At 69.9% G+C, this 24,480-nt stretch carries 11 protein-coding genes and 1 pseudogene; 4 read left to right on the top strand and 8 right to left on the bottom strand.

Features of this window, described 5'->3' with window-relative positions; genetic code table 11:
- The 3 genes and pseudogenes from BG90_RS36815 to BG90_RS20060 form a co-directional block, all read left to right on the top strand.
- Window positions 1-78 (top strand): annotated as a pseudogene (locus tag BG90_RS36815) (GNAT family N-acetyltransferase); the annotation flags it as partial.
- 63 nt (window positions 79-141) lie between these two features.
- Window positions 142-402, top strand: a complete 261-nt coding sequence (locus BG90_RS20065; RefSeq protein WP_025990432.1) for a hypothetical protein — start codon at window positions 142-144, stop codon at window positions 400-402.
- Between the two features lie 13 nt (window positions 403-415).
- Window positions 416-3,589 (top strand): multidrug efflux RND transporter permease subunit, encoded by a 3,174-nt coding sequence (locus BG90_RS20060; protein ID WP_045568370.1) that lies wholly within the window; start codon window positions 416-418, stop codon window positions 3,587-3,589.
- 52 nt (window positions 3,590-3,641) lie between these two features.
- Here the strand turns inward: BG90_RS20060 and BG90_RS36485 are convergent, their stop codons facing one another.
- Both BG90_RS36485 and BG90_RS35395 read right to left on the bottom strand, forming a co-directional pair.
- The gene (locus BG90_RS36485; RefSeq protein WP_010121892.1) at window positions 3,642-3,965 is read right to left on the bottom strand and encodes a hypothetical protein; all 324 of its coding nucleotides are present in this window, start codon (window positions 3,963-3,965) and stop codon (window positions 3,642-3,644) included.
- A complete protein-coding gene (locus tag BG90_RS35395) occupies window positions 3,962-4,207 on the bottom strand; it encodes a hypothetical protein (protein WP_010121894.1) in 246 nt (81 codons plus the stop codon). Before BG90_RS35395 ends, BG90_RS36485 begins: the two co-directional genes overlap by 4 nt.
- Window positions 4,208-4,299: 92 nt before the next feature.
- Here BG90_RS35395 and BG90_RS20050 point away from each other — a divergent pair, with 92 nt between their 5' ends.
- Window positions 4,300-5,886, top strand: coding sequence for an amidase (locus BG90_RS20050; protein ID WP_010121896.1), 1,587 nt, complete (start codon window positions 4,300-4,302; stop codon window positions 5,884-5,886).
- Between the two features lie 323 nt (window positions 5,887-6,209).
- Here the strand turns inward: BG90_RS20050 and BG90_RS20040 are convergent, their stop codons facing one another.
- The 6 genes from BG90_RS20040 to BG90_RS20015 all read right to left on the bottom strand — a co-directional run bounded on the left by BG90_RS20040 (window position 6,210) and on the right by BG90_RS20015 (window position 24,468).
- A complete protein-coding gene (locus BG90_RS20040) occupies window positions 6,210-6,506 on the bottom strand; it encodes a hypothetical protein (protein ID WP_010109145.1) in 297 nt (98 codons plus the stop codon).
- A 35-nt stretch (window positions 6,507-6,541) separates the two neighbouring features.
- A complete protein-coding gene (locus tag BG90_RS20035) occupies window positions 6,542-6,808 on the bottom strand; it encodes an IS3 family transposase (RefSeq protein ID WP_010109146.1) in 267 nt (88 codons plus the stop codon).
- Between the two features lie 235 nt (window positions 6,809-7,043).
- The gene (locus BG90_RS20030; protein WP_010121901.1) at window positions 7,044-10,256 is read right to left on the bottom strand and encodes a non-ribosomal peptide synthetase; all 3,213 of its coding nucleotides are present in this window, start codon (window positions 10,254-10,256) and stop codon (window positions 7,044-7,046) included.
- A 106-nt stretch (window positions 10,257-10,362) separates the two neighbouring features.
- Window positions 10,363-10,563: an MbtH family protein gene (locus BG90_RS20025; protein WP_010109149.1), complete on the bottom strand. Its 201-nt coding sequence runs from the start codon at window positions 10,561-10,563 to the stop codon at window positions 10,363-10,365.
- A complete protein-coding gene (locus BG90_RS20020; protein ID WP_374189783.1) occupies window positions 10,556-11,860 on the bottom strand; it encodes an MFS transporter in 1,305 nt (434 codons plus the stop codon). The genes BG90_RS20025 and BG90_RS20020 overlap by 8 nt, the downstream gene beginning before the upstream one ends.
- Window positions 11,857-24,468 carry a hybrid non-ribosomal peptide synthetase/type I polyketide synthase gene (locus BG90_RS20015; RefSeq protein WP_045568368.1) on the bottom strand — a complete coding sequence of 4,204 codons (12,612 nt, stop codon included), beginning with the start codon at window positions 24,466-24,468 and terminating at the stop codon, window positions 11,857-11,859. Before BG90_RS20015 ends, BG90_RS20020 begins: the two co-directional genes overlap by 4 nt.
- Window positions 24,469-24,480 lie beyond the last annotated feature (12 nt).

The raw sequence follows: 24,480 nt of genomic DNA, 5'->3' as shown, positions 1-24,480 counted from the left end.
GCGATCCATGACGGCGAGCGGGCCGGCGTGCTGCACATGGCGCGGCTCGCCGGCGCGCCGCCGTTCGCGTCGCGCTGAAGGCGCGAGCGGATGCCGACGCGGCGAAATTCGAACGACGATTGCACGAACCCGGAGACATCGATGAAGCACGCCGACGCAGCGGCGCTCGACAAGCTCGAAAATCTGCCGAGCGAGCTCCGCAATCTGCCCGCTCGGAACGAACGGTCGCGCGGCGTCCTTGACCGGCGTGCGGAGTCGTTCCCGAATTTTGACGACGATCCGCAACGGCGCTTCGCGGATCTGCATCGCGGCGCCGGCTTCGAGCGCCTCGACGCGAGCCCGGCCGCCGATCGCCGCGCGTTCGTCGAGATCGTGCGCGCCGAACTGAACGCGTCAAGCTGACGAGGCGAAGCGGATGCCCTCGTTCTTCATCGATCGCCCCGTGTTCGCGTGGATCGTCGCGCTCGCGATCGTCGTCGCCGGCATGCTCGCGATCCCGCAGCTGCCGGTCGCGCAGTATCCGCGTCTCGCGCCGCCGCGGATCGTGATCAGCGCGACCTATCCGGGCGCGTCGACGGAGACGGTCGACGGCGACGTCGGCAGCATCATCGAAGAAAGCCTCGACGGCGCGGACGGCCTGCTCTATTACGAAACCAGCAGCGACGGCCACGGCAACCTCGAAATCGACGTCACGTTCGCGACCGGCGCCGACCCGGACCTCGCGCTCGTCGACGTGCAGAACCGGCTGAAGCAGATCGAGCCGCGCCTGCCGCAGCAGGTCGTCCAGCAGGGGATCGGCGTGTTCAAGGCGACGAATACGTTCCTGATGCTCGTCGCGCTCACGTCGACCGACGGCACGCGCGATTCCGCGCAATTGAGCGATTACCTGAGCCGCTACGTGCTGCGCGAGCTGAAGCGCGCGCCGGGCGTCGGCTCCGCGCAGCTGTGGGACGCCGACGAGGCGCTGCGGATCTGGCTCGATCCGATGAAGCTGCGCGAGTACGGGCTCGGCGCCGACGACGTGATCGCGGCCGTCGCCGCGCAGAACGCGGCGGTGACGGCGGGCGCGATCGGCGATGCGCCGTTCGCCGCCGGCCAGCAGCTGAGCGCGTCGGTGATCGTGAAGGGCCAGCTCGCGTCGCCCGCCGAGTTCGGCCAGATCGTGCTGAAGTCGAAGCCGGACGGCTCCGTCGTGCGGCTCGCGGACGTCGCGCGCGTCGAGCTCGGCCGCGACGACTATTCGTTCTCGTCGCGGCTGAACGGCCAGGCGGCCGCGACGGTCGGCATCCAGCTCGGCCCGCGCGGCAACGCGCTCGAGACGTCGAACGCGATCCGCGCGCGCCTGGCCGAGCTGTCGAAGCGGCTGCCGCCCGGCGTCGCGGTCGACATCCCGTTCGACGGCGCGCATTTCGTCCGGATCGCGATCGACGAGGTCGTGCTGACGCTCGTCGAGGCGATCGTCCTCGTGTTCGGCGTGATGTGGCTGTTCCTGCGCGATCTGCGCTGCACGCTCGTGCCGACGATCGTGATTCCCGTCACGCTGATGGGTGCGTTCGTCGCGATGTGGGCGTTCGGGCTGTCGATCAACGTGTTCACGATGTTCGGCCTCGTGCTTGCGATCGGCATCCTGGTCGACGATGCGATCGTCGTCGTCGAGAGCGTGCATCGCGTGATGGAGGAGGAGCGCGTGTCGCCGCGCGAGGCGACGCGGCGCGCGATGAAGCGGATCGTCGGCGCGATCGTCGGCGTGACGGCGGTGCTGACCGCCGTGTTCGTGCCGATGGCGTTCTTTCCGGGCGGCGTCGGCGGCATCTACCGGCAGTTCGCGGTCGCGATGATCGCGTCGATGCTCGTGTCGTCGTTCATGGCGCTGTCGCTGACGCCCGCGCTGTGCGCGAATCTGCTGAAGCCCCTGCCGCCCGGCGGCGCGCCGGCGCGGATCGGGCGGCGCGGCGTGCGCGGGCTCGGCGCGTGGGCGGCGGACCGCTTCGCGGCGGGCTTCGCGCGCGCGTCGACGGGCTATCGCTCGCTCACCGCGCGCACCGCCGCGCGGATCGGCCCGATGCTCGCGATCTACGCGGTGCTGCTCGCCTTCGGCGCGCTGATGTACTGGGCGATGCCGGACGGCTTCCTGCCGACCGAGGATCAGGGCCAATTGCAGGTGATGATCCAGCTTCCGGCGGGCGCGACGCAGGCGCGCACGATGGCGGTCGTCGAGCGGGTCGAGGCGATCCTGCACGGGCAGCCGGCCGTCGCGAACGTCACGAGCGTGATCGGCTGGAGCTTCGCCGGCAGCGGGCAGAACGTCGCGATGGCGTTCGTCGAGCTGAAGGACTGGGCGAAGCGCGGCGTCGACGCGGCCGCGCTGCGCGACCGCCTGAACGGCGCGTTCGCGCGCATCCGCGACGGCGACGTCGATGCGTCGCTGCCGCCGGCGGTGCCGGGCATCGGCCATTCGGACGGCTTCACGTTCCGGCTCGAGGATCGCGGCGGCGTCGGCATCGCGGCGCTGAAGGCGGCGCGTGAGCGCCTGGCCGACGCGGCGAAGGCCGATCCGGCGCTCGCCTCCGTGCGCACGGAGGATCTGCCCGACGCGCCGCGCATCGAGCTCGACATCGATCGTGCGAAGGCGTATGCGTTCGGCGTGCCGTTCGAGCGGATCGCGGGCCTGCTCGGCGGGCTGTTCGGCTCGAACTACGTCGACGATTTTCCGGCGGCGGGGCGGATGCGCCGGGTGATCGTCGAAGCCGACGCCGGCGCGCGCAGCACCGATGATCAACTGATGACGCTGACCGTGCCGAACAAGACGGGGGACATGGTGCCGCTGTCGGCGATCGCGTCGCGGCGCTGGAGCGTCGGCCCCGTCGCGCTGAACCGCTACGACGGCTATCCGTCGCTCGACGTCAACGGGCGTCCGGCGGGCGGGCACAGCCTCGGCGCGGCGATGGCCGAAATGGAGCGGCTCGCCGCGAGCCTGCCGACGGGCATCGGCTATGACTGGGTCGACGCGGCGCGCGAGGAAACCGTCGCTGCGAAGCAGACGCCGCTTCTGATCGGGCTGTCGGTGCTCGCGGTGTTCATGGCGCTCGCCGCGCTGTACGAGAGCTGGACGATTCCGCTGTCGGTGCTGACGGTCGTGCCGCTCGGCGTGATCGGCGCGGTCGCGGCCGTGCAGTTGCGCGGGATGCCGAACGACGTGTATTTCAAGGTCGGGATGATTACGGTGATCGGGCTGTCGGCGAAGAACGCGATCCTGATCGTGCAGTTCGCGCGCGATCTGCACGCACGCGGCGCTGCGCTGCGCCAGGCGGTGATCGACGCGGCGTCGGCGCGCTTCCGGCCGATCGTGATGACGTCGATGGCGTTCGTGCTCGGCGTCGTGCCGCTCGTGACCGCGACGGGCGCGGGCGCCGAGAGCCGCCGCTCGATCGGCACGGGCGCGTTCGGCGGCGTGCTGGCCGCGACGCTGTTCGGGCTCGTGTTCGCGCCGATCGCGTTCCAGGTGGTCGCATCGCTCGGGCGGCGCGGACGACGGGCTGTCGAGCGCGGCCGCGAGCCGAGCGAGCACGGCGTCGCGGCGAACGAATGAGATGGCCGGCGCGGGCGTGCGCGCGCGGATGCTGCGCGCGCACGCGGCGTGGTCAGAGCACGAACTTCAGGCCGAGACGCCGGTTCACGATGTACGTGCGATGCGCGAGCTCGCGCTGGATCGCCTCGCAGCGCTGCTGCTCGGTCAGATGATCGTTTTCGGGCAGCTTCGCGTTGCGCTCGACCGCGCTGAGCCATTCGCTGCTGCCCGGATCGGGGCCGTGCCCTCCGTCGTCGGTGATGTTGAATTGCTTGTCGATCGCGTCGAACCAGGCATCGGTGCACGGTTGCGCGGTCGGGGCGAGCAGGATGGTCGTCGTCGCGGCGAGCCAGCCGACGACGGCGAGAAAAGCGATGACAGCGAGAATCTTCTTCATGGAGTCCTTCTAAAAACAATGGCTTCGATGGTCAGGCGCGGGCCGCGGGCGGACGCGGCCGGCATCGTCGCCGAAGCCGGCCGGCCGCGCGCGGCCCACGCGCATGCGCCGTCGCGCGGCGACGGCGTGAGATACAGGGATCGCGATTCGTCGCGGAAGTTCACTGCGAGCGGCGGGGCGAGACGGCGGCGTCGCTTCGCTCGGCGGTCGATCGTTGCGTGCGCGTCGATCGCCGTTCGCATACACTCCACCGGCGCAGGCGCTCGACGGCTTGCGCCGATCGCGCCGATCGCTTCCGCCGCGCGACCGCATAACGACGACAGGACGTGCTCGAATGAAACGACGTCAATTCCTTCATACGCTCGGCGCGCTCGGTTCGGCGCAATCCGTTCTTGCGGATACGCATGCATCGGCCGCGCAGGCTTCCGGCGATCGCGGCGGCGAATCGGCGCCGATGTTCTTGCACGAGGCGCCGAGCGCGTCGCAGGCGGTGCGCGAGACGTTCGATCGCATCGCGCGCATCGATCGCGACGGCCCGCGCCTGAACGCGATCATCGAATTGAATCCGGACGCCGAAGCGATCGCGCGCGCGCTCGACGCCGAACGGGGCGCGGGCGCCGTGCGCGGTCCGCTGCACGGCGTGACCGTCGCGCTGAAGGACAACATCGCGACGGGCGACCGGATGGCGACGACGGCCGGCTCGCTCGCGCTCGACGGCGTGCACGCGACGCGCGATGCGCATCTCGTCGCGCGGCTGCGGCGCGCGGGCGCGGTGGTCGTCGCGAAGACCAATCTCAGCGAGTGGGCGAACTTCCGCTCGACGCGCTCGACGAGCGGCTGGAGCGCGCGCGGCGGGCTGTCGCGCAATCCGTACGCGCTCGACCGGACGACGAGCGGCTCGAGCTCCGGCTCGGCGGTGGCGGTTGCGGCAGGGCTCGTCGCGATGGCGGTGGGCACCGAGACCGACGGCTCGATCGTGTCGCCCGCCGCGATCAACGGCTGCGTCGGGCTGAAGCCGACGGTCGGGCGCGTGAGCCGCGACGGGATCGTGCCGCTGTCGCAGACGCAGGATACGGCGGGGCCGATCACGCGCACGGTCCGCGACGCGGCGCGGCTGCTCGCCGCGCTCGCGGGCGGCGACGCGAACGATTCCGCGACGGCGGACGCGCCTGCGCCCGCCGACTACGTCGGCGCGCTCGACGCGAACGCGCTGCGCGGCGCGCGGATCGGCATCGCGCGCGCGTACTTCACCGGGCATGACGAAGTCGATGCACAGATCGAGCGTGCGATTGCGGAGATGAAGCGGCTCGGCGCGGTCGTGATCGATCCGGTCGATCTGCCGAAGCCCGACTACGAGGACGACGAGAAGACCGTGCTGCTGCACGAGTTCAAGCACGGCTTGCCGCTGTGGCTGCGCACGTTCGCGCCGCACGCGCGCGTGCGCACGCTCGCCGACGTGATCGCGTTCAACGAAGCGCAGCATGCGCGGGAGATGCCGTATTTCGGCCAGGAACTGTTGTTGCGCGCGCAGGAGGCGGGCGGGCTCGATGCAGCGGCCTATCGCGACGCGCTCGACCGCTGCGGCCGCCGTGCGCGCGACGAGGGGCTGGCGCGCGTGCTGCGCGAGCAGCGGCTCGATGCGCTCGTTGCGCCGACGGAAGGCACTGCGTGGCTGATCGATCTGATCAACGGCGACAGCGGCAGCGACGGCTTTTCGACGCCCGCGGCGGTCGCGGGCTTCCCGCATCTGACGGTGCCGGCCGGGCTCGTGCGCGGCTTGCCGGTCGGCGTGTCGTTCGTCGGCGCGCCGTGGAGCGAGGCGCGGCTGCTCGCGCTCGGCTACGCGTTCGAGCAGGCGGCGCGGTGGCGGCACGAGCCGCGGTATGTCGAGCGGTCGAACGTTCCGGTGGTCGGCGCGTGATGCACGACGTTCGACGTGCTGTACATGACGCACGCGAAGTACGCGACGCGTCGCACCGGCACGACGACGGCAATCCGGCAGCGCGACGACCTTGCGGCCGCGCCGGCAGGCACGGAATTGATGCGGACCGTTGACGTCGATGCCCGGACGGATCGATGCCGCCGCACGCCGGACACGACATGCAATCGCCCGGATCGGCCTCGCTGCGATCGTCACGAGGCCGGAGCACGCCGCATCCGGACACGACGAAAAAGACCATGTATGCCGGCGCGCGGGCCGACGCGAACGGTGCCCGGACCGGGCCGCAACAGCGACGAACGCGTTCAAGAGTCCTTCGGATCCCCGGATTGCTCGGTCTCGTCGGATCGCGGCTTCCTGTCCGCCTGCGATGAGCCCTGCTCGCAATGGAGGCGGTGGATGCGCGTGTGATTGTCGCGCCCGCCTTCCCGGCGCGGCATGTGCACACGGCGATAGCCGTGGCGTCTGCTTGTCTGTGCGATTTCGCCGAGGCGTGCCGCCGGCTTGCTCGAATCGGGGGCGGCCGGCCGATAGCTGAAGACCGAACGCGAAAGGTTGAGCGCCGCGCACACCTGGCGCTGGCTCGCGTCGAAGCGTTGCATCAAGTCGACGGCGAGCTCGCGCAGCCGGGAAGGCTTCAGGCTTTTTTTGACAGGACCTCCTGCAAAATCGCCTTGTCGAGCGAGAGATTCGCGACGAGCCGCTTGAGCTTCGCGTTCTCCTTCTCCAACTGCTTGACGTGATTCACCTTCGTCGGCGTCAGGCCGCTGAACTTGGTGCGCCAGTTGTAGAAAGTCGCTCCGCTGATGCCCATTTCGCGGCACACGTCGGCTACCGGTGTGCCTTGCCGTACGCGTTTCAGCGCATCGGCGATCTGCTCGTCTGTGTACTTGCTCTTCCTCACGACATACGCTCCTCGTCTGCGTGGCGCGCCGCGCATGCCGGACAGGCCCGGCACGCCGCGCGCCGTCTAGAATGGCCTCCGATCCCGCCGATTGCCGGAACGTCGTGCGCCGCGCGCTTTGCAGCGGAGCCGCCTGGTTGCGCCCACAACTACATAGGCGAGCTGCGGCTGACGTCTTTTCAACCGACGGGAGTGGGCCTCGCTGGAAAACCGGACGGCCCGGTGCGGGGCTGCCCTATGCGTCCTGTGCCGCATGTGCTTCGGCGCGCACGGGCGTCGATCGTTTCGCTTCGAGCTTTGCGGCGATCAGTGCGACGCTCGGGGCGGCGAACAGGTCGCGGATCGACAGCTTGACGCTGAATTCCGCGCGCACGCGATTGATGACGCGCATCGCGGTCAGCGAATCGCCGCCCAGCTCGAAGAAATTGTCGTCCGGGCCGATGTCGTCGACGCCGAGAATTTCCGCGAGCACCGTGCATAGCGCGCGCTCCCGCTCGTCGGCGGGCGAGCGCTTGCTGTGGCTCGCGAATACGGGCGCAGGCAGCGCGCGGCGATCGAGCTTGCCGTTCGGCGTCAACGGCAGCGCATCGAGCACGACAACGGCCGACGGCACCATGTGCTCCGGCAGATGCCGCGCGAGATCCGCGCGAAGCGCTTGCGGCGTCGCGGCGAGGCCGGTCGCCGCGACGACGTAGGCGACGAGGCGTTTCTCGCCGGGCGTGTCCTCGCGGACGACGACTTCGGCCTGCGCGACCGTTGCGTGCTGCACGAGCGCGTGCGCGATCTCCCCGAGCTCGACGCGGAACCCGCGAATCTTGATCTGATCGTCCGCCCGGCCGATGAAGTCGAGCGTGCCGTCGGCGCGCCAGCGCGCGAGGTCGCCGGAGCGATACATGCGCGTGCCGGGCGCGCCGAACGGGTCTGCAACGAAGCGCTGCGCGGTCAGGCCCGGCCGTCCGAGATAGCCGAGCGCGAGCCCCGCGCCCGCGACGTAGATTTCGCCCGCGACGCCGGGCGGCACGGGATTGAGCGCGCCGTCGAGGACGTAGAGACGCAGGTCGGGGATCTTGCAGCCGATCGGGCTGTACGCGGGCTCGGCGGCCGTGCGCCGCGTCAGCTCGAGATAGCTGACGTGCACGGTCGTCTCCGTGATGCCGTACATGTTGATCAATTGCGGCGCGGTCTCGGCGTGGCGCGCATACCAGTCGTCGAGCTTGCGCACGTCGAGCGCCTCGCCGCCGAAGATCGCGTAGCGCAACCGCAACTGCCGGCCGAGCGCGGCGTCGTCGCGATCCGCCTGCATCAATTGCTGAAAGGCCGACGGCGTCTGGTTCAGCACGGTCACGCGCTCGCGTGCGAGAAGGCTCAGGAACTCGACGGGCGAGCGACTCACCGGATAAGGCACGATCACGAGCCTGCCGCCCGTCAGCAGCGCTCCCCAGCACTCCCATACCGAGAAATCGAATGCGCACGAGTGGAATAGCGTCCAGACGTCGTTCGGGCCGAAGCGGAACCAGGGCTCGGTGCTCGTCAGCAGACGGATCACGTTGGCATGCGGGACGACGACCCCTTTCGGCCTGCCCGTCGAGCCGGACGTGTAAATGACGTACGCCGGATCCGACGGGCGCAGCGGCCGGAGCCGGTCGTCATCGGTCGGATCGGGCGCGGCCGCGGGCGATGCATCGTTTTCGCCGGGATCGTCGACATGCAGCACGACGCCGCCGCCTTCGACGCGCGATGCGAGGTCCGCGGTGGTCAGCGTCGCGGCTGGCCTGGCGTCGGTCAGCATGAAGGCGAGACGCTCCGGCGGATAGTCCGGGTCGAGCGGCAGGTAGGCTGCGCCCGACTTCAGGATCGCGAGCAGCGCGACGACGAGATCGAGCGAGCGGTTCACGCACACGGCCGCGATCGCGCCGGGGCCGACGCCGAGCGCGATCAGCCGATGCGCGATGCGGTTGGCGTGCGCGTTGAGCGCCGCATAGGACAGATGCGCGGGGCCGAAGGTGAGCGCGATCGCGTCGGGCGTGGCGGCCGCCTGCCGCTCGAACGTATCCGGCACGGTGCCCGTCGTCGCTGCCGCGACCGCATTCCAGTCGTGCAGGATACGGTGCTGCTCCGCGGCGCTCGCCAGCCCGATCGTCGCGATCGCCCGTGAGGGCGAAGTCGCCGCTGCTTCGGCGAGCCGCACGAAGCGCTCGCGGTGGCGGCCTAGCTCGTCGTCGCCGTATTGGGCGGCGTTCGCGTCGAAGGCGATGCGGAGTCCCTCGTCGTCGCCCTGGTCATAGACGGTCCACGAGAAATCGTCGACCGGCCCGGCCGACAGGTGGCGGAATCGCGCGCGATGGCCGGCGAAGTGGGCATCCGAGTCGAACGACATCACGTTGACGACCTGGGCGAACAGGCGCGCGTTCTCGCCGGTCTGCTGCGCGTCGCGGAAGAGTTCGACGCTTCGATAGCGCGCGTGACGCAGCGCCTGCCGCACTTCTCGCGCGGCCTGTCGCGCGACGGTCTGCAGGGATGCCGCCGCATCGAACGCGAAGCGCAGCGGCAGCACGTTGGCGAGCATGCCCGGCGTCTTGCGCATGTCGGGGCCGGTGCGCGCGGTCGCAGACATGCCGACGACGATCTCGTCCTGATTGAGCGCGCGTTGCAGATAGGCGGCCGATAGCCCGATCATCAGTTGCGGGATGCCGGTGCCTTCGGCTTGCGCGAGCGCGCGCAACGCGCGGCTCGCATCGGGCGACAGGCGTTCCCATTCGCGGCGAAAGCCGCCGAGCGGCGAGAACCCGCCGGGCTTCGCGTCGCTCGACAGGGTCGCGGGCGACGGCCGGCCGGCGAGACGCGCAGTCCAATAGTCGCGATCGAGCGTGAACGACGGCGATGCGCGATACGCGGCGTCGGTCCGCACTAGATCGCCGAGCGTGCCGAAGCGCGTCGGTGCCGGCGCGCCGCCCTCCGCGAGCGCCGTATAGATTTCGGCGCATCGCTGGGTCAGCAGCGTGACCCCGAAACCGTCGATCACGATGTGATGAAAGAACACGTACCAGTAGAACCGGTCGGGCGCGATGCGAAGCAGCGCGAAGCGAAACAGCCGGTCGCGCGCGAGATCCGTCGGACGGACGCGATCGGCCGCCATCCAGGCTTCGGCGGCCGCGTGCGGATCGGCTTCGGAGCAGAAGTCGAGATGGGCGACATTCCAGTCGCCGTCGGCGCTCGGGATCTGTATCGGAATCGAATCGCATTCCGTGAAGGCGACGCGAATGCATTCGGTCTCGGCGACAAGCCGGCGGGCCGCCGCGTCGAACGTTCCGGCGTCGACCGGGCCTTCGATGTCGAGATACGCGGCGGTGTTGTACGCGCTGGTTCCCGGCGCGAGTTGTTCCGCGAACCAGATTTCCTGCTGGGCAGGCAGCAAGGGATAAGCGCTGCGAGCGAACTCGTTCGTCATGTCGGCGTGTCCTCGTTGGGCGTCGCGTGATGGGGCGGGTGGCCGCTGCGATGGCGGCGCGCGGTGCCCGTTCCGCGGCGGAACGTCGGCATCCGCGGGTATGACGTCAGGCCGCGCGCGGGCGGCGCGGGGCCAGGTCGGTCCAGTGCGTGTCGATGTAGTCGATGCACGGTTGCCGCGCGTCCTGCCCAAAGACGACGGTCCAGCCGGCGGGCAGCGCGATCGACGCCGGCCAGAGCGAGTGTTGTCCTTCGGCGTTCGACAGCACGAAGAACGAGCCTTCGGGATCGTCGAGCAGATTAGTCATGGCTATCCTCTCTAGCGTAGGGGGGAAACGGCACGGTCTGCGCCTGGGTGCGTGTGCCGGCATCGCTGCGCAGGACGGCGGCGAGCGACAGCACGTACAGTGCAGCGGCGACCAGGAAGGGCGCGCCCGGAAGGCGCAGCGGAGACGACGGATCGGCGAAGAAATGAAACAGGTTCGCGCCGGCGATCGGCGCGCACGATGCGGCCAATCCCATCAGGCAGACGAGCGCTCCCTGGTATTCGCCCTGCCGGCCCGCGCTCGCGAGGAGCGAGATCATCGTGCGGACGGCGGGATCGCTGACGAGCGCGAGCGCATGCAGCACGATTGCGATGATCACGGCGGCGGGCGAATCGGCGACGCTGTAGCACACGTAGGCCGGCACGAAAAGCGCATAGCCGGCAATGGCCGTCTTGCGTTCGCCGAGCCGCGACACGAGGCGCGGCAGGACGAAGCTCTGCGTCAGCGTGATGCCGAGGCCCAGCATCGCGAGCGCCATGCCGTTCTCTTTCGGTCCCCAGCCGATCCGCTGCTCGTTCGAGATGACGAAGCAGGTGAGGTAGATGCCGTAGGCCATCATGCCGCAGCACACGGCGAACGACAGGCGGCGAAAGCGGCGATCCTGCCGCACCAGCGCGAGGCTGCCGAACGGATTCGCGCGTCGCCACGCGACCGGGTTGCGCTGCGTCGCAGGTAGGCTTTCGGGCAGCGCGAGCACGGCGCTCACGCAGTTGCAGACCGCGAGCGCGCCCGCCGCGTAGAACGGCACCCGCGGTCCCAGTGTGCCCAGCAGTCCGCCGAACGCGGGACCTGCAACGAGACCGAGGCCGACGACGCCGCTCGCGAGGCCGAACCGCGCGGCGCGCAGGCTCGGCGGCGTGACGTCGGCGAGATAGGCGGTCGCGACGCCCGTGCTGGCCGCCGTCGCGCCGACGAGCAAATGGCCGGCGAGCAGCCACGTGAAGTCGCGCGCGGAAGCGAGCAGCAGGAACGCGACGGCGTTGCCGAGCAGTGCCGCAAGCAGCACCGGCCGCCGTCCCAGCGCGTCGCTCAGCGTGCCGAGCAGCGGCCCGAAGACGAACTGCATGAGCGCCGCGCACGTCATCAGCACGCCGAGCAGCAGCGGCACGTTGGCGGGGCCGTACTCGATCGCCCGCAGCAGATCCGGCAGCACCGGTGCCGCGACGCCCATGCCGATCGCGTCCACCGCGAGCGTCAGCAGTACCACGACGATCTGCCGGGGCAAGCGGGACACACGATCGGTGCTCGCCGCGCGTCGTTGCGTCGGAGGCGTGCTCATGCGACGGCCGGATTCGCGGGGCGTGTCGCGTCGGCCGAAGCGAGCGCCGCGCGCACACAGCCGGACACGTGCCCGACGTATTCGGGCATCAGGCACGAGTAGTGATTGCCCGGCACCTCGCGGCATTCGACCGGCAGGCTCGTGAACTGCTCCCATCCCCACGCGGCGGTGTCGCGGATCTCGGGCAGGTTGAAGCCTTCGGGCATCGGGTCCGTCGCCTTGACGAGCAGCATCGGGATCGGCCGTTGCACGCGCGGCGGATCGTACGTCGGCGACAGGTCGGCGGCCGCGCGATAAACGTTGAACAGCCCGCGGATCGAGTTGCTGTCGCTTTGCGCCTGCACGACGCCGGATCGCGCGAGGCGCTCGCCGATGAAGTCGAGCAGTTCGGTGCGCGACAGCGGACGGAGCGCCTCGTCGACGCCGTCGACGAGCTCCGGCTTGCCCGCGTAGTACGCGAAGACGCCGAGAATGAGGCGGGCCATCTCGGCGTCGTCCTGATACGGCACCGGCGCGTAAGGCGGCGCGGCGGAATCGAACAGCACGACGAGACCGACCCGTTCCCCGGCGTCGATCAACTGCCGCGCGATTTCGTAGGCGATTTTGCCGCCGAGCGAATGCCCGCCGAAGTGATACGGCCCCTGCGGCTGGACCGAGCGCATGCACGCGATGTAATGTGCGGCGATCTGCTCGATCGACGTGTGAGGGGCGGCCGTGCCGTCGAGCCCGAGATACTGCAGCCCGACGACCGGCCGGTCCGCGTGCAGCGTCGTCGCGAGCGGCAGCAGTTGCGTGATGTTGCCGCCCATCCCGGGAATGCAGAAGAACGGCGCGCGGCGGCCCGCATCGACCATCGGCACGACGCAATAGCGGATTGCCGCGTCGTTCGATGGCTGCGCGCGGCCGGTCGCGTCGATCGAGCGCAGGATTCGCGAGATCGTCGGCGCGTCGAGAAATTCGCCGAGCGTCAGGCAGCGGCCGTACAGATCGCGCACTTGCGAGATCAACTGCGTCGCCAGCAGCGAGTGGCCGCCGAGATCGAAGAAATCGTCGTCGATGCCGACGTCGTCGACGCCGAGCAGGTCGCGCCACAGACCGACGAGCGTGCGCTCGACGTCGTTCGACGGCGGCGCGGCGGCCGTCTTGCGTTTCGCGTCCGCGGGCCGGTGGTCGAAGCCGAACTTGCTGACCGCCAGTTGCGCGACGCCGGCCGCAGGCATGCCGATCGCGAGATCGAAGATCGCGCGGCCTTCGCGGTTGGTCAGCCCGCGCACCGCATCGGCGCCGCGATGCATCATGCGCTCGGTGTAATCGACGGCCATGCCAGTTTCCGCCCACGCGTCCCAGTTCAGCGAAACGACCGGGATGCGCGCTCGGCGCCAATGGCGCGCGATCGCGTCGAGGTAGCCATTGGCGGCCGCATAATCGGCCTGACCGAGACCGCCGACGAGCGACGCGAGCGACGAGCAGAGCACGACGAAGTCGGGGCGGTCGGTCGCGATCACGTCGTGGAGGTTGTGCGTGCCCGCGACCTTCGCCGCGAGCACGCGCCGCCACGCGTCGGGCGTGCCCGTCTCGATGAGGCCGCTCGCCTCGACGCCGGCCGAGTGAATGACGCCGTTGACCGGGCCAAAGCGCGTGTGCAGCTCGGCGATCGCCGCCTGCATCTGCCGCGCATCGGCGACGTCGGCGCGCAGCACGGCGACGTCGGCGCCCGCGGCTTCCAGTTCGCGCAGCCTTGCCGCTTGCTTGTCGGAGAGACCGTCGCGCTGGCGGCCGATCAGGCCGAGCTTCGCGCCCGCCGTCGTTTCCGCGATGTGCCGGGCGAGCTCGCCTCCGATGCCGCCGAGCCCGCCCGTGATCAGATAGACGCCGCCGTCGCGCAACGGGCCGTTCGATGCCGGCACCGGTGGATCGACGAAGCGCAGCGTCTCGCGGCGGCCGGCGGCGAGGCAGACGGTCGGCGCTTTGTCGACGTGGCCCATGCCGCCCTCGTCGGCGTCCGGCACGATCGCCAGCTCCGCGAGCAGCGCCTGTTGCGTCGACGGCTCGTCGTCGTCGACATCGACATGCCGGCAGACGATGTCGGGAAACTCCCACTGCACCGCCTTCAGCGACCCGGCGATCGCGGCGGCCGCACAGGCGGCGGGCGTGTCGGCGCGGCGCCATCGTCGCGTGACGAGCGTCACACGAGGCGCGGCTGCGTGTTCCGCGAGCGTCTGGATCAGCGTGACCAGATGCGCGAACCCGTCGTGCGCGGCGTCATGCGCCGGGCGCGCTTCGCCGGCGCCCCATGCATAGACGATCTGCGACGGGAGCCGCCCGTCGGATGCGAGCGCGTCGAGCAGTCGCGCATAATCGTCCCGGGAGCCCGCGCGCAGCGCGAATCGCGCATCGTCGAGCCGCCGGAACGCGTCGCCCTTGACGACCTGCGCGCTGTGTGACGGCGCATGCGCGGCAAGCGGCGCGTCCGGCGCATCCACGAACGTCAGCCATGGTCCTGCCTCGCGCCGATGCGCGGGCAGCGGCGCCTGCACCCAGGCGGGCGTGCGGCACCAGTCGGCCGGCGTCGCTTCGGCGGCGCGGCGCGACGCCGCCCCGCCTGCGCGGTCCGTCTCGCGCAGGCCGAATCCGCGGATTTCGACAAGCGTCGTCGCTCGCCGCGCCTGCGCATCCCACGAGAACAGCGTGACGTCGAACGTCCGGGGCGCGCGCTCGATCGCGAGGCTGTAGCACTCGGCGGTCAGCGGCGCGTGGACCGTCAGCGTCTCGTACCGGAACGGCAGCGATGCGTCGGCCGGGCGCAGACACGCATGCAGAAACGCGACGCCGAGATCGAGCAGCGCGGGATGAAGCGCAAACGCCGGCAGGTCGCGCTCGAACGAGGAAGGCAGGCGCAAGCGGGCAAGCCCGCGGCGCTCGCCGAGCCATACCGCGTCGATGCAACGCCAGCGCGGGCCGTATTCGGCGAACGCGCGCCCGAATTGCGCAGGCACATCGGCGAGCGGCTGCAGCGCCAGGCGGGCGCACAATGCGTCGACCGAGTCATCGGGAAACGGCGAGGCGTCGTCGAGACGCGCGGCCGAGATGCTGCCGCTCGCGTGCGGCAACGTCTCGGCGGCGGATACGCCGTCGCCGCGGCTCTCGAGCACGAAATCGAGCGCGTCGTCGCGCTGCGTGAACACGACGCGCATGCTGCGGCGCGCGCCGGCCTCGAACACGAGCGGCGAAGGGAAATAGACGTCGCGCAGCACGGGTTGCGACGCGCCGTGCGAGATGACGAACGCGCGCCGCACGAGTTCGAGGCAGCCGGTGCCCGGCAGCACGCCGTTGCGCTCGAAGATGCGATGCTCGTCGACGAACCAGTGACGCTCGCTCAACGTGAAGCGGACTTCGATCCGCTTCGCGTCGATTTCCTCGCGTGCGAAGCGCAGCGTGCCGTCGTCGGGCGGCGGCGGCGCGTGATCGGGCGAGGCGTCGGCCGCCGGCCGATCCAGCCAGTGACGTTTGCGCCTGAACGGATAGGTGGGCAGCGCGACACGCCGTGCGGCGGCGCCGTCTCGCAGGCGTTCCCATTCGACGTGCGCGCCGTGCGCCCATAGCGTTCCGATGCCGGTCAACAGCGCCGCTTCGTCGGTGCGCTGTTCGCGCGCATGGCGCATCGTCGTCGCGACGCGTGACCGGTCGAATCCGCCGAGACCGGCCGCGAGCGACGCGAGCGTGCGTCCCGGCCCGACTTCGAGCAGGAGCGGGCGGTCGAACGCGGCGAGCACGGTCGACAATCCTTCGGAGAACCGGACCGTACGGCGCACGTGGTCGCCCCAGTAGCCGGGGTCTCGCCGATCGCTTTCGTCGAACCACCGGCCGCTGCGATTCGAGATCATCGGGACGAGGCCGTCGTCGATCCGCAGCGATGCGCCAATGCGGTTGATTTCGCCTACCGCGTTTTCCATCAGCGCGCTATGGAACGCATGCGACGTCGCGATGCGCTGGCACGGCAGGCCGGCGAGCACGCATGCGTCCTCCAGCTTGGCGACGTCGCCGGGCGAGCCGGACAGCACGAACTGGTCGTCGCCGTTGATGGCGGCGAGCTCGCAGCCGGTCGCGTACAGCGCGTCGAGATCCCGCGGCGTTGCGGTGACGGCGAGCATCGCGCCGGCCGGCTGACGCTGCATCGCAGCCGCACGGGCCGCGACGAGCGCGAGCGCGTCGTCGAGCGCGAGCCGCCGCGAGATGCATGCGGCGACCAGTTCGCCCAGGCTGTGACCGATCAGCGCGTCGGGCGCGATGCCCCAGTCGTCGAGCAGGCGCGCGAGCGCGTATTCGACCGTGAACAGCGCAGGCTGCGCGTAGCGCGTTTCGCGGAGTTGCTCCGAATCGGCGGTGCGGCCGCCGTCGCCGTGGATCAGCGCACGGATGTCGATGTGCAGATGCGGAGCCAGCAGGTCCGCGCAGTGGTCGACCGCGTCGCGGAATACGCGATACCGGCGATACAGCGCGTGCCCCATGCCCGCATACTGGCTGCCCTGACCGGGGAACATGAAGACGATGGGCACGGACTTGCGCGCATCGATGATCGGCAGCGCGGCGGCGCGACCCAGCTGCGCGGCGACGGATTCGACACCCTCGCCCACGACGAACGCGCGATGCGCGAACGCGGTGCGCCCGACCTGCAATGTATGGGCGACGTCGCGCAGCGTCGCGCCTTCGACGCCGCTCGCGAGGCGTGCCGACAAGCTGCGCGCGAGGTCGCTGACCGCCTCGCGCGATTTGGCCGACACCGGGAGCAGCTGCGCGCCTTCGCCCGTGTCCGCGGCGGGCCGTTCGGCGCGCGCGGCCGGCGCTTCCTCGACGATCACGTGCGCGTTGGTGCCGCCGACGCCGAATGCGCTCACGCCCGCGCGCCGCGGCGCGGCGCCGCGCGCCCACGGACGCGCGGTGCGCACGACCTCGAACGGCGTCTCGTCGAAACGGATCTGCGGATTCGGCTCGCCGCAGTTGATGCTCGGCGGAATCACTTCGTGGCGCAGCGCGAGAATCGTCTTGATGAGACCGGCGATGCCGGCGGCGGCGTCGAGGTGCCCGATGTTGCCCTTGAGCGAGCCGATTCCGCACTTGCCGGCGGGCGGCGCGACGGTGCTCGCGTCTGCGCTCGCCGATGCGGCGAACGCCTGCGTCAGCGCACGCACTTCGATCGGATCGCCGAGCGGCGTGCCGGTGCCGTGGGCTTCGACGTAGCCGATCGTGTCCGCGGTGACGCGCGCGGCGCGCAGCGCGTCTACGATCACGGCTGCCTGGCCGCTCACGCTCGGCGCCGTGTAGCTGACCTTGCTGCCGCCGTCGTTGTTGATCGCGGAGCCTTTGATGACCGCGTGGATCGTGTCGCCGTCGCGGATCGCGGCGGACTGCTTCTTGAGCAGCACGAGGCCCGCGCCGCTGCCGCCCGCCGTGCCGTTCGCGGCGGCGTCGAACGGCCGGCAGCGGCCGTCGGGCGACATGATGCCGCCTTCCGAATAGACGTAGCCGCCCTGTTCCGGATCGAGGCCGACGGCGCCCGCGATCGCAAGCTCGCACTCGCCCGTGCGCAGGCTCGCGCACGCCATGTGGACGGCCGTCAGCGACGACGAGCAGGCGGTCGCGACGCTGACGGCGGGGCCGCGCAGGTCGAGCTTGTACGCCGTGCGGGTCGCGACGAAGTCCTTGTCGTTGCCGAGCATCCATTGTCCGGCGTCGAGGCGGTGCTTGCGGATGTTCGGGATCACGTTCTCGACGAGGTAGTAGCTGAACGCGACGCTGCCGAACACGCCGACCGGCCGCTGTGCGTCGCGGTCGCCGTAGCCTGCCTGCTCGAGCAGCTCCCACGCGAGTTCGAGGAAGATGCGCTGCTGCGGGTCCATCACCTGAGCCTCGCGCGGCGAGTAGCCGAAGAACTCGGCGTCGAAGTCCGCGACGCGTTCGAGCACTTTCGCGCGGCGCACGAAATCCGGATGCGCGATGACCTCGGGCGGCACGCCGCGGGCGTGCAGCTCGTCGTCCGACAATTCGGTTCCCGCTTCGTACCCCGACAGCAGGCGCTCCCAGAACGTCTGCAGGTCAGGCGCCTGCGGGAAGCGTCCGACGAGGCCGACGACCGCGATCGAATGCTCGTCGATCTCGACTGCCGTCGCTTCCGTCGCGGGCGATGCGGGGTCGGCGGCGGCCTGTTCGTGCCGACGTCGCAAGACGTCGATCTGCGCGGATAGCGCGTGGATCGTCGGATATTCGAATACGTCGGTCAGCGTGATCCAGTCGCCGAATGCGTCGCTCAGACGCTGGTGCAGCGCGACCGCGCGCAGCGAGTGGCCGCCCGCGTCGAAGAAGTTTTCGTCGCCGCCGATGTCGGCGCGTCCGAGCAGCTCGCGCCAGATGGCCGCAACCCGTGCGATCGTCGCCGCCGGCGTCGCGCGCGCGGACGCCGGCTTGTCGGACGCCGTCCGCGCGATCGCGCGCGTGGCGCCGTCCGTCGGCTTGATCGCTTTCAGCGCCTGCAGGTCCACCTTGCCGGTGCGTCCCGTCGGCAAGCGATCGAGGAAGACGTATGCGGACGGAATCATCACGTCGGGTATCTTGCCGCGCAGCGCGTCGACGAGCGCGTCCCGGTCGCCCGAGCCGACGACGTAGCCGACGAGTTCCAGCTGTCCGCGCGCATCGGCATGCACGAGCGCTTCGGCTGCGCGCACGCCCGGCGCTTCCATCAGCGCGGCGCGGACGGCGTCGAGCTCGATCCGGAAGCCGCGGATCTTGACCTGGCGGTCGGCGCGGCCGATGAACTGGACGCTGCCGTCGTCGAGCCGTCTGACGACGTCGCCGGTGCGATACATCCGCGCTCCCGGATGCGCGGCGAACGGATCGGCGACGAACGCCGATGCCGTGCGCGCCGGCTTGCCGAGATAGCCGTGCGACACGCAGACGCCGCCGACGAACAACTCGCCGGCCGCGCCGTCGCGCGCTTCCTCGAGCGAATCGTCGAGCACGTAAAAGCGCGCGCCGCCGAGCGGGCGCAGCACGAGGCGTTCGCCTTCGGCCCAGTATTCGGCCATCGAGACGGCGATTGCGCACTCCGTCGGACCATAGCCGTTGAAGAGGCGTCGTCCGGCCGCCCAGCGCCGCGCGACCTCGCGCGGACACGCCTCGCCGGCGACGACGATCGCCTCGAGCGCGGGCAACGGCGCGTGCGGCACGAGCGCGAGCGCGGACGGCACGATCCACAGATGCGTGATTTGCCGCTGCGCGAGCCAATCGACGAGGTCGTTGCCGGGCAGCAGCCGCCTGCGTTCGCCGAAGATGACTGCAGCACCCGCCGCGAGCGCCGGAAAAATCTCGCCGAGCACGGCGTCGAAGATCGGCGACGAATACTGCGCGATGCGCGAGCGATGCGTGACGCCCAATGTGTCCCGCATCGCAAGCACGTTGTGGCACACGCTTCGATGCGGGACGGCGACGCCTTTCGGCATGCCCGTCGAGCCGGACGTATAGATGACGTAGGCGGCGCCGTCGGTTGCGACGGCGGCGTCGAGCGTCGCCGCGTCGGCGGGCGGATCGACGTCGACGATATCGATGTCGACGAGCGGCAGGCTCAGGTGCGCCACCTTGTCGACGAGCTCGCCGCGGCTGATGATCGCGCGCAGCGCGGCGTCGTCCGCGATGTACTGGTTCCACTGCGGCTTGTGCTCCGGATCGAGCGGCACGAACGCGGCGCCGACGCGAGCGATCGCGAGCATCGCGGCGACGGCGTACGGATGGCGGCCCATGCAGATGCCGACACGGTCGCCGCTGCGCACGCCGACGCGGCGCAGCGAGGCGGCGGTCGCGGCCGACAGCGCATCGAGTTCCCGATACGTCAGGACGAGATCGCCCGATTCGATCGCGACGCGCTCGCTGCTGTCCGCGACACGCGCGGCGAACAGCGCATGGAGGTCGGCGCGGTCGCCGTCGGCGGTCGCGGGCGTTGCATGGCCGTTCGCGACTGTCCCGGCGCGGACGTCGACGTCGGCCGACGCGCGGGCCGCGAGCGCGAGAAAGCGCTCGCGCATGCGTTCGAGCGACGAGTCGTCGAACGAACCGGGCCGCGACATCAGATGGCAGAACACGGCGTCGCCCTGCCGTGCGACGGCGCACTCGAGATCGAGCTTCGCGACGTAGGTTTCAAGCGGATGGAGCGTCGCGCGCACGCCTTCGAAGTCGAGCGAGCCGACTTCGTCCAGATCGTAGGAGAACAGCACCTGGAAAATCGGATTGCGCTTCGCCGGACGCGGCGGATTGAGCGCCTGGACCAGACGCTCGAACGGAACCTCGCGGTGCTCGAACACGTCGAGGCAGGTGTGCTTCACGTGGTCGAGCAGATCACGGAACGTTCCGGCGTCGTCGAAGCGCACGCGCAGCGGCAGCGTGTTCGTGAAGAAGCCGATCACCGAGTCGAACGCGTCGGTCGGACGCAGCGAAGTCGGGATGCCGATGGCGAGGTCGTCGTCGCCCGTTTCGTCGCGCAGCGCCTGCGCGAACAGGCTCAGATAGAACATCAGCGGCGTGCAACTGAGCTGCCGCGACGTCCGCTCGATTCGCGCCGCGAGCGGCGCGGGAATCTCGAAGCTCGACGGGCCTGGCTGCGTTTGCGCCACCGCGCCGGCCGGAATTCGGAGCGCCGGCGGCAGATCGCGCAGGCGCTCGCGCCAGTGCGACAGTTGCCGGTCGAGCGCGGGATGATTGGCCTGCGCGCGCTGCCGCGCGACGAAGTCCGCATACGTCGCGCCGGGCGGCGCCGGTACGAAGGCTTCGCCGCGTGCGCGGGCGTTGTAGGCGGCCTGCAGGTCGCGCCAGAAGATGCCGAGCGACGGTCCGTCGAACACGATGTGATGGACGGTCACGCAAAGCAGGTGGCGGCGATCGTCGCGCACGAAGAGGGCGGCGCGCACGAGCGGGCCCGTCGTCAGGTCGAACGGTGCGGTTTCTTCGTCGCGCAGCAGGCGGGACAACGTTTCGTCGTCGGCGACGTTCACGATGCGAAGCGCCGCCTGCACGCCATCGGCGACGGTTTGCACCGGCTCGAGCGAGACGTCGCCGGATTCGGCGCCCAACGGCAGCAGGTTCGCCGAGAACGTCGTGCGCAGCGCGGGATGGCGGCGCACGATGTCGTCGAGCGCGCACGCGAGCGCGTCGCGATCCGGCGCGCCGTCGAGGCGCCAGACCATCGGTATGTTGTACGTGAAATCCTGCGGCTGCCGCTTCGCCGCGAACCACAGACTGTTCTGCGCGAACGAAAGCCGCCGAGGATCGGAGTCCCGCACGGAGACTGATTCGGACGCCGGCGCATCGGCGCCGCCGGGGGGCGCATCCGGTGCGCGGCCTGCGTCAGCCAGTGCGCGCCGCTCGTCGTCGACGCGCTCCGCGATTTCCGCGACGGTCGGATGCTTGAACAACGCCGCGACGCCGAAACGCACGCCGAACGCGTCGTTGATGCGCGAGATCAGGCGCGCGGCGATCAGCGAATGCCCGCCGCAGAAGAAGAAGTTTTCATCGATGCCCGTCACGGGCGCGGGCAGCGCGGCTCGCCAAAGCTCGAGCACGCGGCGCTCGGTGTCGGTGCGCGGCTCGGCCTGGCTGCCGCCGAGCGGCGACACTTCCAGTGCCTGCAGTCGCTTGCGGTCGATCTTGCCGCTTGCCGTCAGCGGCAATTCCGGCAGCCGCTCGATCGCGGTCGGCAGCATATGGGCCGGCAGGCGTTCGCGGAGAAAACGATAGAGCGCGGCGGTCGGCGCGTCGGTGACGACGTACGCGACGAGCATGGCGTCGTCGACATGCTCGTTCTTCGTCGTGAGCGCGCATTGGCGTACGTCCGGATGCGCCGCCAGCGTGCTTTCGATCTCGCCGAGCTCGACACGGAACCCGCGAATCTTGACTTGATGATCGCGCCGCCCGAGAAATTCGATCGTGCCGTCCTCCAGCATCCGGCACACGTCGCCCGTGCGATAGAAGCGCGTCTCGCCGGGCGTCTGCACGAGACAGCCGCGTGCGTCAAATGCGCCGGATATGAACTTCTCGCGCGTGAGCTCGGGGTTGTTCAGATAGCGCTGCGACACGGTGGGGCCGGCGATCAGCAATTCGCCCGGCACGCCGATCGGCGTGAGCTGCAGCCGCGAATCGGCGACGTAGAGCTCGCAGCTCGCCAGCGGCCGGCCGATCGGCACGACGCTGCCGGGCGCCAGATCGTGCTCGGCCGGATCGAACACGGAGCTGTCGATCGTCGCTTCGGTCACGCCGTACGAGCCCAGCACGCGCGCATGCGGCGCGCATAGCGCCTGCGCCGCCTGCAACTCGTGTCCGAACCACACGTCCGCGCCGCAGACGAGCGCAGCGAAACCGTCGAGACGCACGTCGCGATCGTGACAGTAGCGGATCAGCTCGCGCAGCACGACAGGCGGAAAATCGCCGAACGTGACGCGCTCGCGCTCGATCAGCGCATGCACTTTCGATGCGTCGAGCAGCCAGTCGCGCGGGCACATGATGAGCTTGCCGCCCGAGCCGAGCGTTCGGCTCAGGTCGCCGATGCATAGATCGAACGTCGGGCCCGCGAGCTGCAGCGCCACCGGATGGCCGGGCTGGTCGAAGCGGTAGGCTTGACGCCACGCGTGATACGACAGGTTCAGGTTTCCGTGCGAGACTTCGACGCCCTTCGGTTTTCCGGTGGAACCCGACGTATAGATTACATAGGCGGGATCGTCTTCCAGCAAGGCCGGAATCTCGAACGGCGGCGCGGCCGGCGCCTCGCCGGCATCGTCGTCGACGGCGAGCGCGAGAGCGCCGAGGTCGTCGTCGAGCCGCGCGCGATCGTGCTCCGTGGTGACGATCGCGCGTGGCTGCGCGTCGTCGATCTTGTCGCGAAAGCGCGGATCGTTCGGTCCGATCGGAAGATAGACGCCCCCGGCTTTCAGGACCGCGACGAACGCGACCGGGATGTGGTGCGAGTACGAAATGAAGCATGCGACGCGGCTGCCCGGCGTCACGCCGCGCGCGCGCAGCCGCGCCGCGATGCGATCGGATAGCCGGTCGAGCTCGGCGTACGTGAGCCGCGTATCGCGATAGACGACGGCCTCGGCGTCCGGCGTGCGCCGCGCGGCCTCGCGAATGCGCCGAGGAATCGGCGAGAAGCCGTCGGACACGAGCGGTTCGCCGGGCTTGGCGAGCCGCAGGACGTCGGCGAGCTCGTCGGCGCTCAGCAGCGAGCCGTTCGTCACCGGCTCGTTCGGCGCATCGAGCACGGAGCGCAGCAATTGGTCGAGGTGGCCGGCGAGTCGCGCGATCGTCGACGCGTTGTACAGGTCCGTGTCGTATTCGAGGAAGCCGATCCACTCATCGTCGATTTCCTCGAGCGAAAGCGTCAGATCGTATTTCGTCGTGCCGTTGTGGATCAGCGCGCCGTCGACGTCGGTCCCCGCAAGCGACAGCGCATGCGACGAGCCTTTCAGATAGTCGAACATGACCTGAAAGACCGGCGCGTGGCTCAGCGAACGCGGCGGCTGCACGACGTCGACGATCTCGTCGAACGACAAGCCGATGTGCTCGAACGCATCGAGCGTCGTGGTTTGCGTTTGCGCCAGCAGCTCGAGGAAGCTCGGCGCGCCGCTGAAGTCGAAGCGCAGCGGCACCAGGTTGATGAAGAAGCCGATCTGCCGCTGCTGTTCCTCGGTCGCTCGATTCGCAAACGGACTGCCGATGACGATGTCGGTTTCGCTCGAATACCGGTGGAGCAGCGCGGCGAATGCCGCGATGCCGACCGTGTACGGCGTGACGCCGGCCGTGCGGCAGAGGCGGGCGATGCCTGCGGCGATCGCGGGATCGAACGCATGCCTCGAGACGGCGCCCGCGCCGCGTTGCTGCGGCGGGCGCGGCCGGTCGGTCGGCAGCTTGTGCAGGTTCGGAATGCCTTCCAGCTGACGCTGCCAGTATTTGCGTCCGTCGTCCCTGGATTCCGCGTCGACGGGGGATTCGGCTGCGTCGGCGGCGGTCGGATATCGCACCGCGGCGAGCGCCGGCTCGCGGCCGTCGCGCAATGCGCGATACGCATCGCCGAGTTCACGGTAGAAGAGATCCAGCGACCACGCATCGCTCGCCATGTGATGGATGTTGACGATCAGGACGTGGCGATCGTCGCCGGTGCGCAGCAGCGTCGCGCGCAGCGGCGCTTCGCGCTCGAGGTCGAAGATGTGCGCGGCCAGCTCGCGCTCGTGCCGCCGGACGGCGGCCGATTGCGCATCGGGAGCGAGTTCGCTCAGATCGGCCGATTGAAGCAGGGCGCTCGCGGGACGCGCTTCGATGACGAGTTCGCCGTCCACTGTGCGGAAACGGGAAGCGAGAATCGGATGCCGGTTTGCGATGAAGACGAACGCGCTGCCGAGCGCGTCTTCGTCCAGAGGGCCTCGGATTCGAAACGATGCCGCGATGTTGTATGTCGCCGAGCGAACGTCGCCGTTCGTCACGAACCACAGACGCCGCTGCGCCGCCGTGGGGGCGAGCGTGAAGGCGCCGTGTTCGGAAATTGCGGCGGTGCGCTCGACGTTTTCGAGGGATTGCAATCGGGTTGAGCG

Source organism: Burkholderia oklahomensis C6786, from assembly GCF_000959365.1.
Taxonomy (GTDB): Bacteria; Pseudomonadota; Gammaproteobacteria; order Burkholderiales; family Burkholderiaceae; genus Burkholderia; species Burkholderia oklahomensis.
The sequence above is the reverse complement of the archived record's forward strand: the minus strand, read 5'-3'. Positions and strand labels throughout refer to the sequence as shown.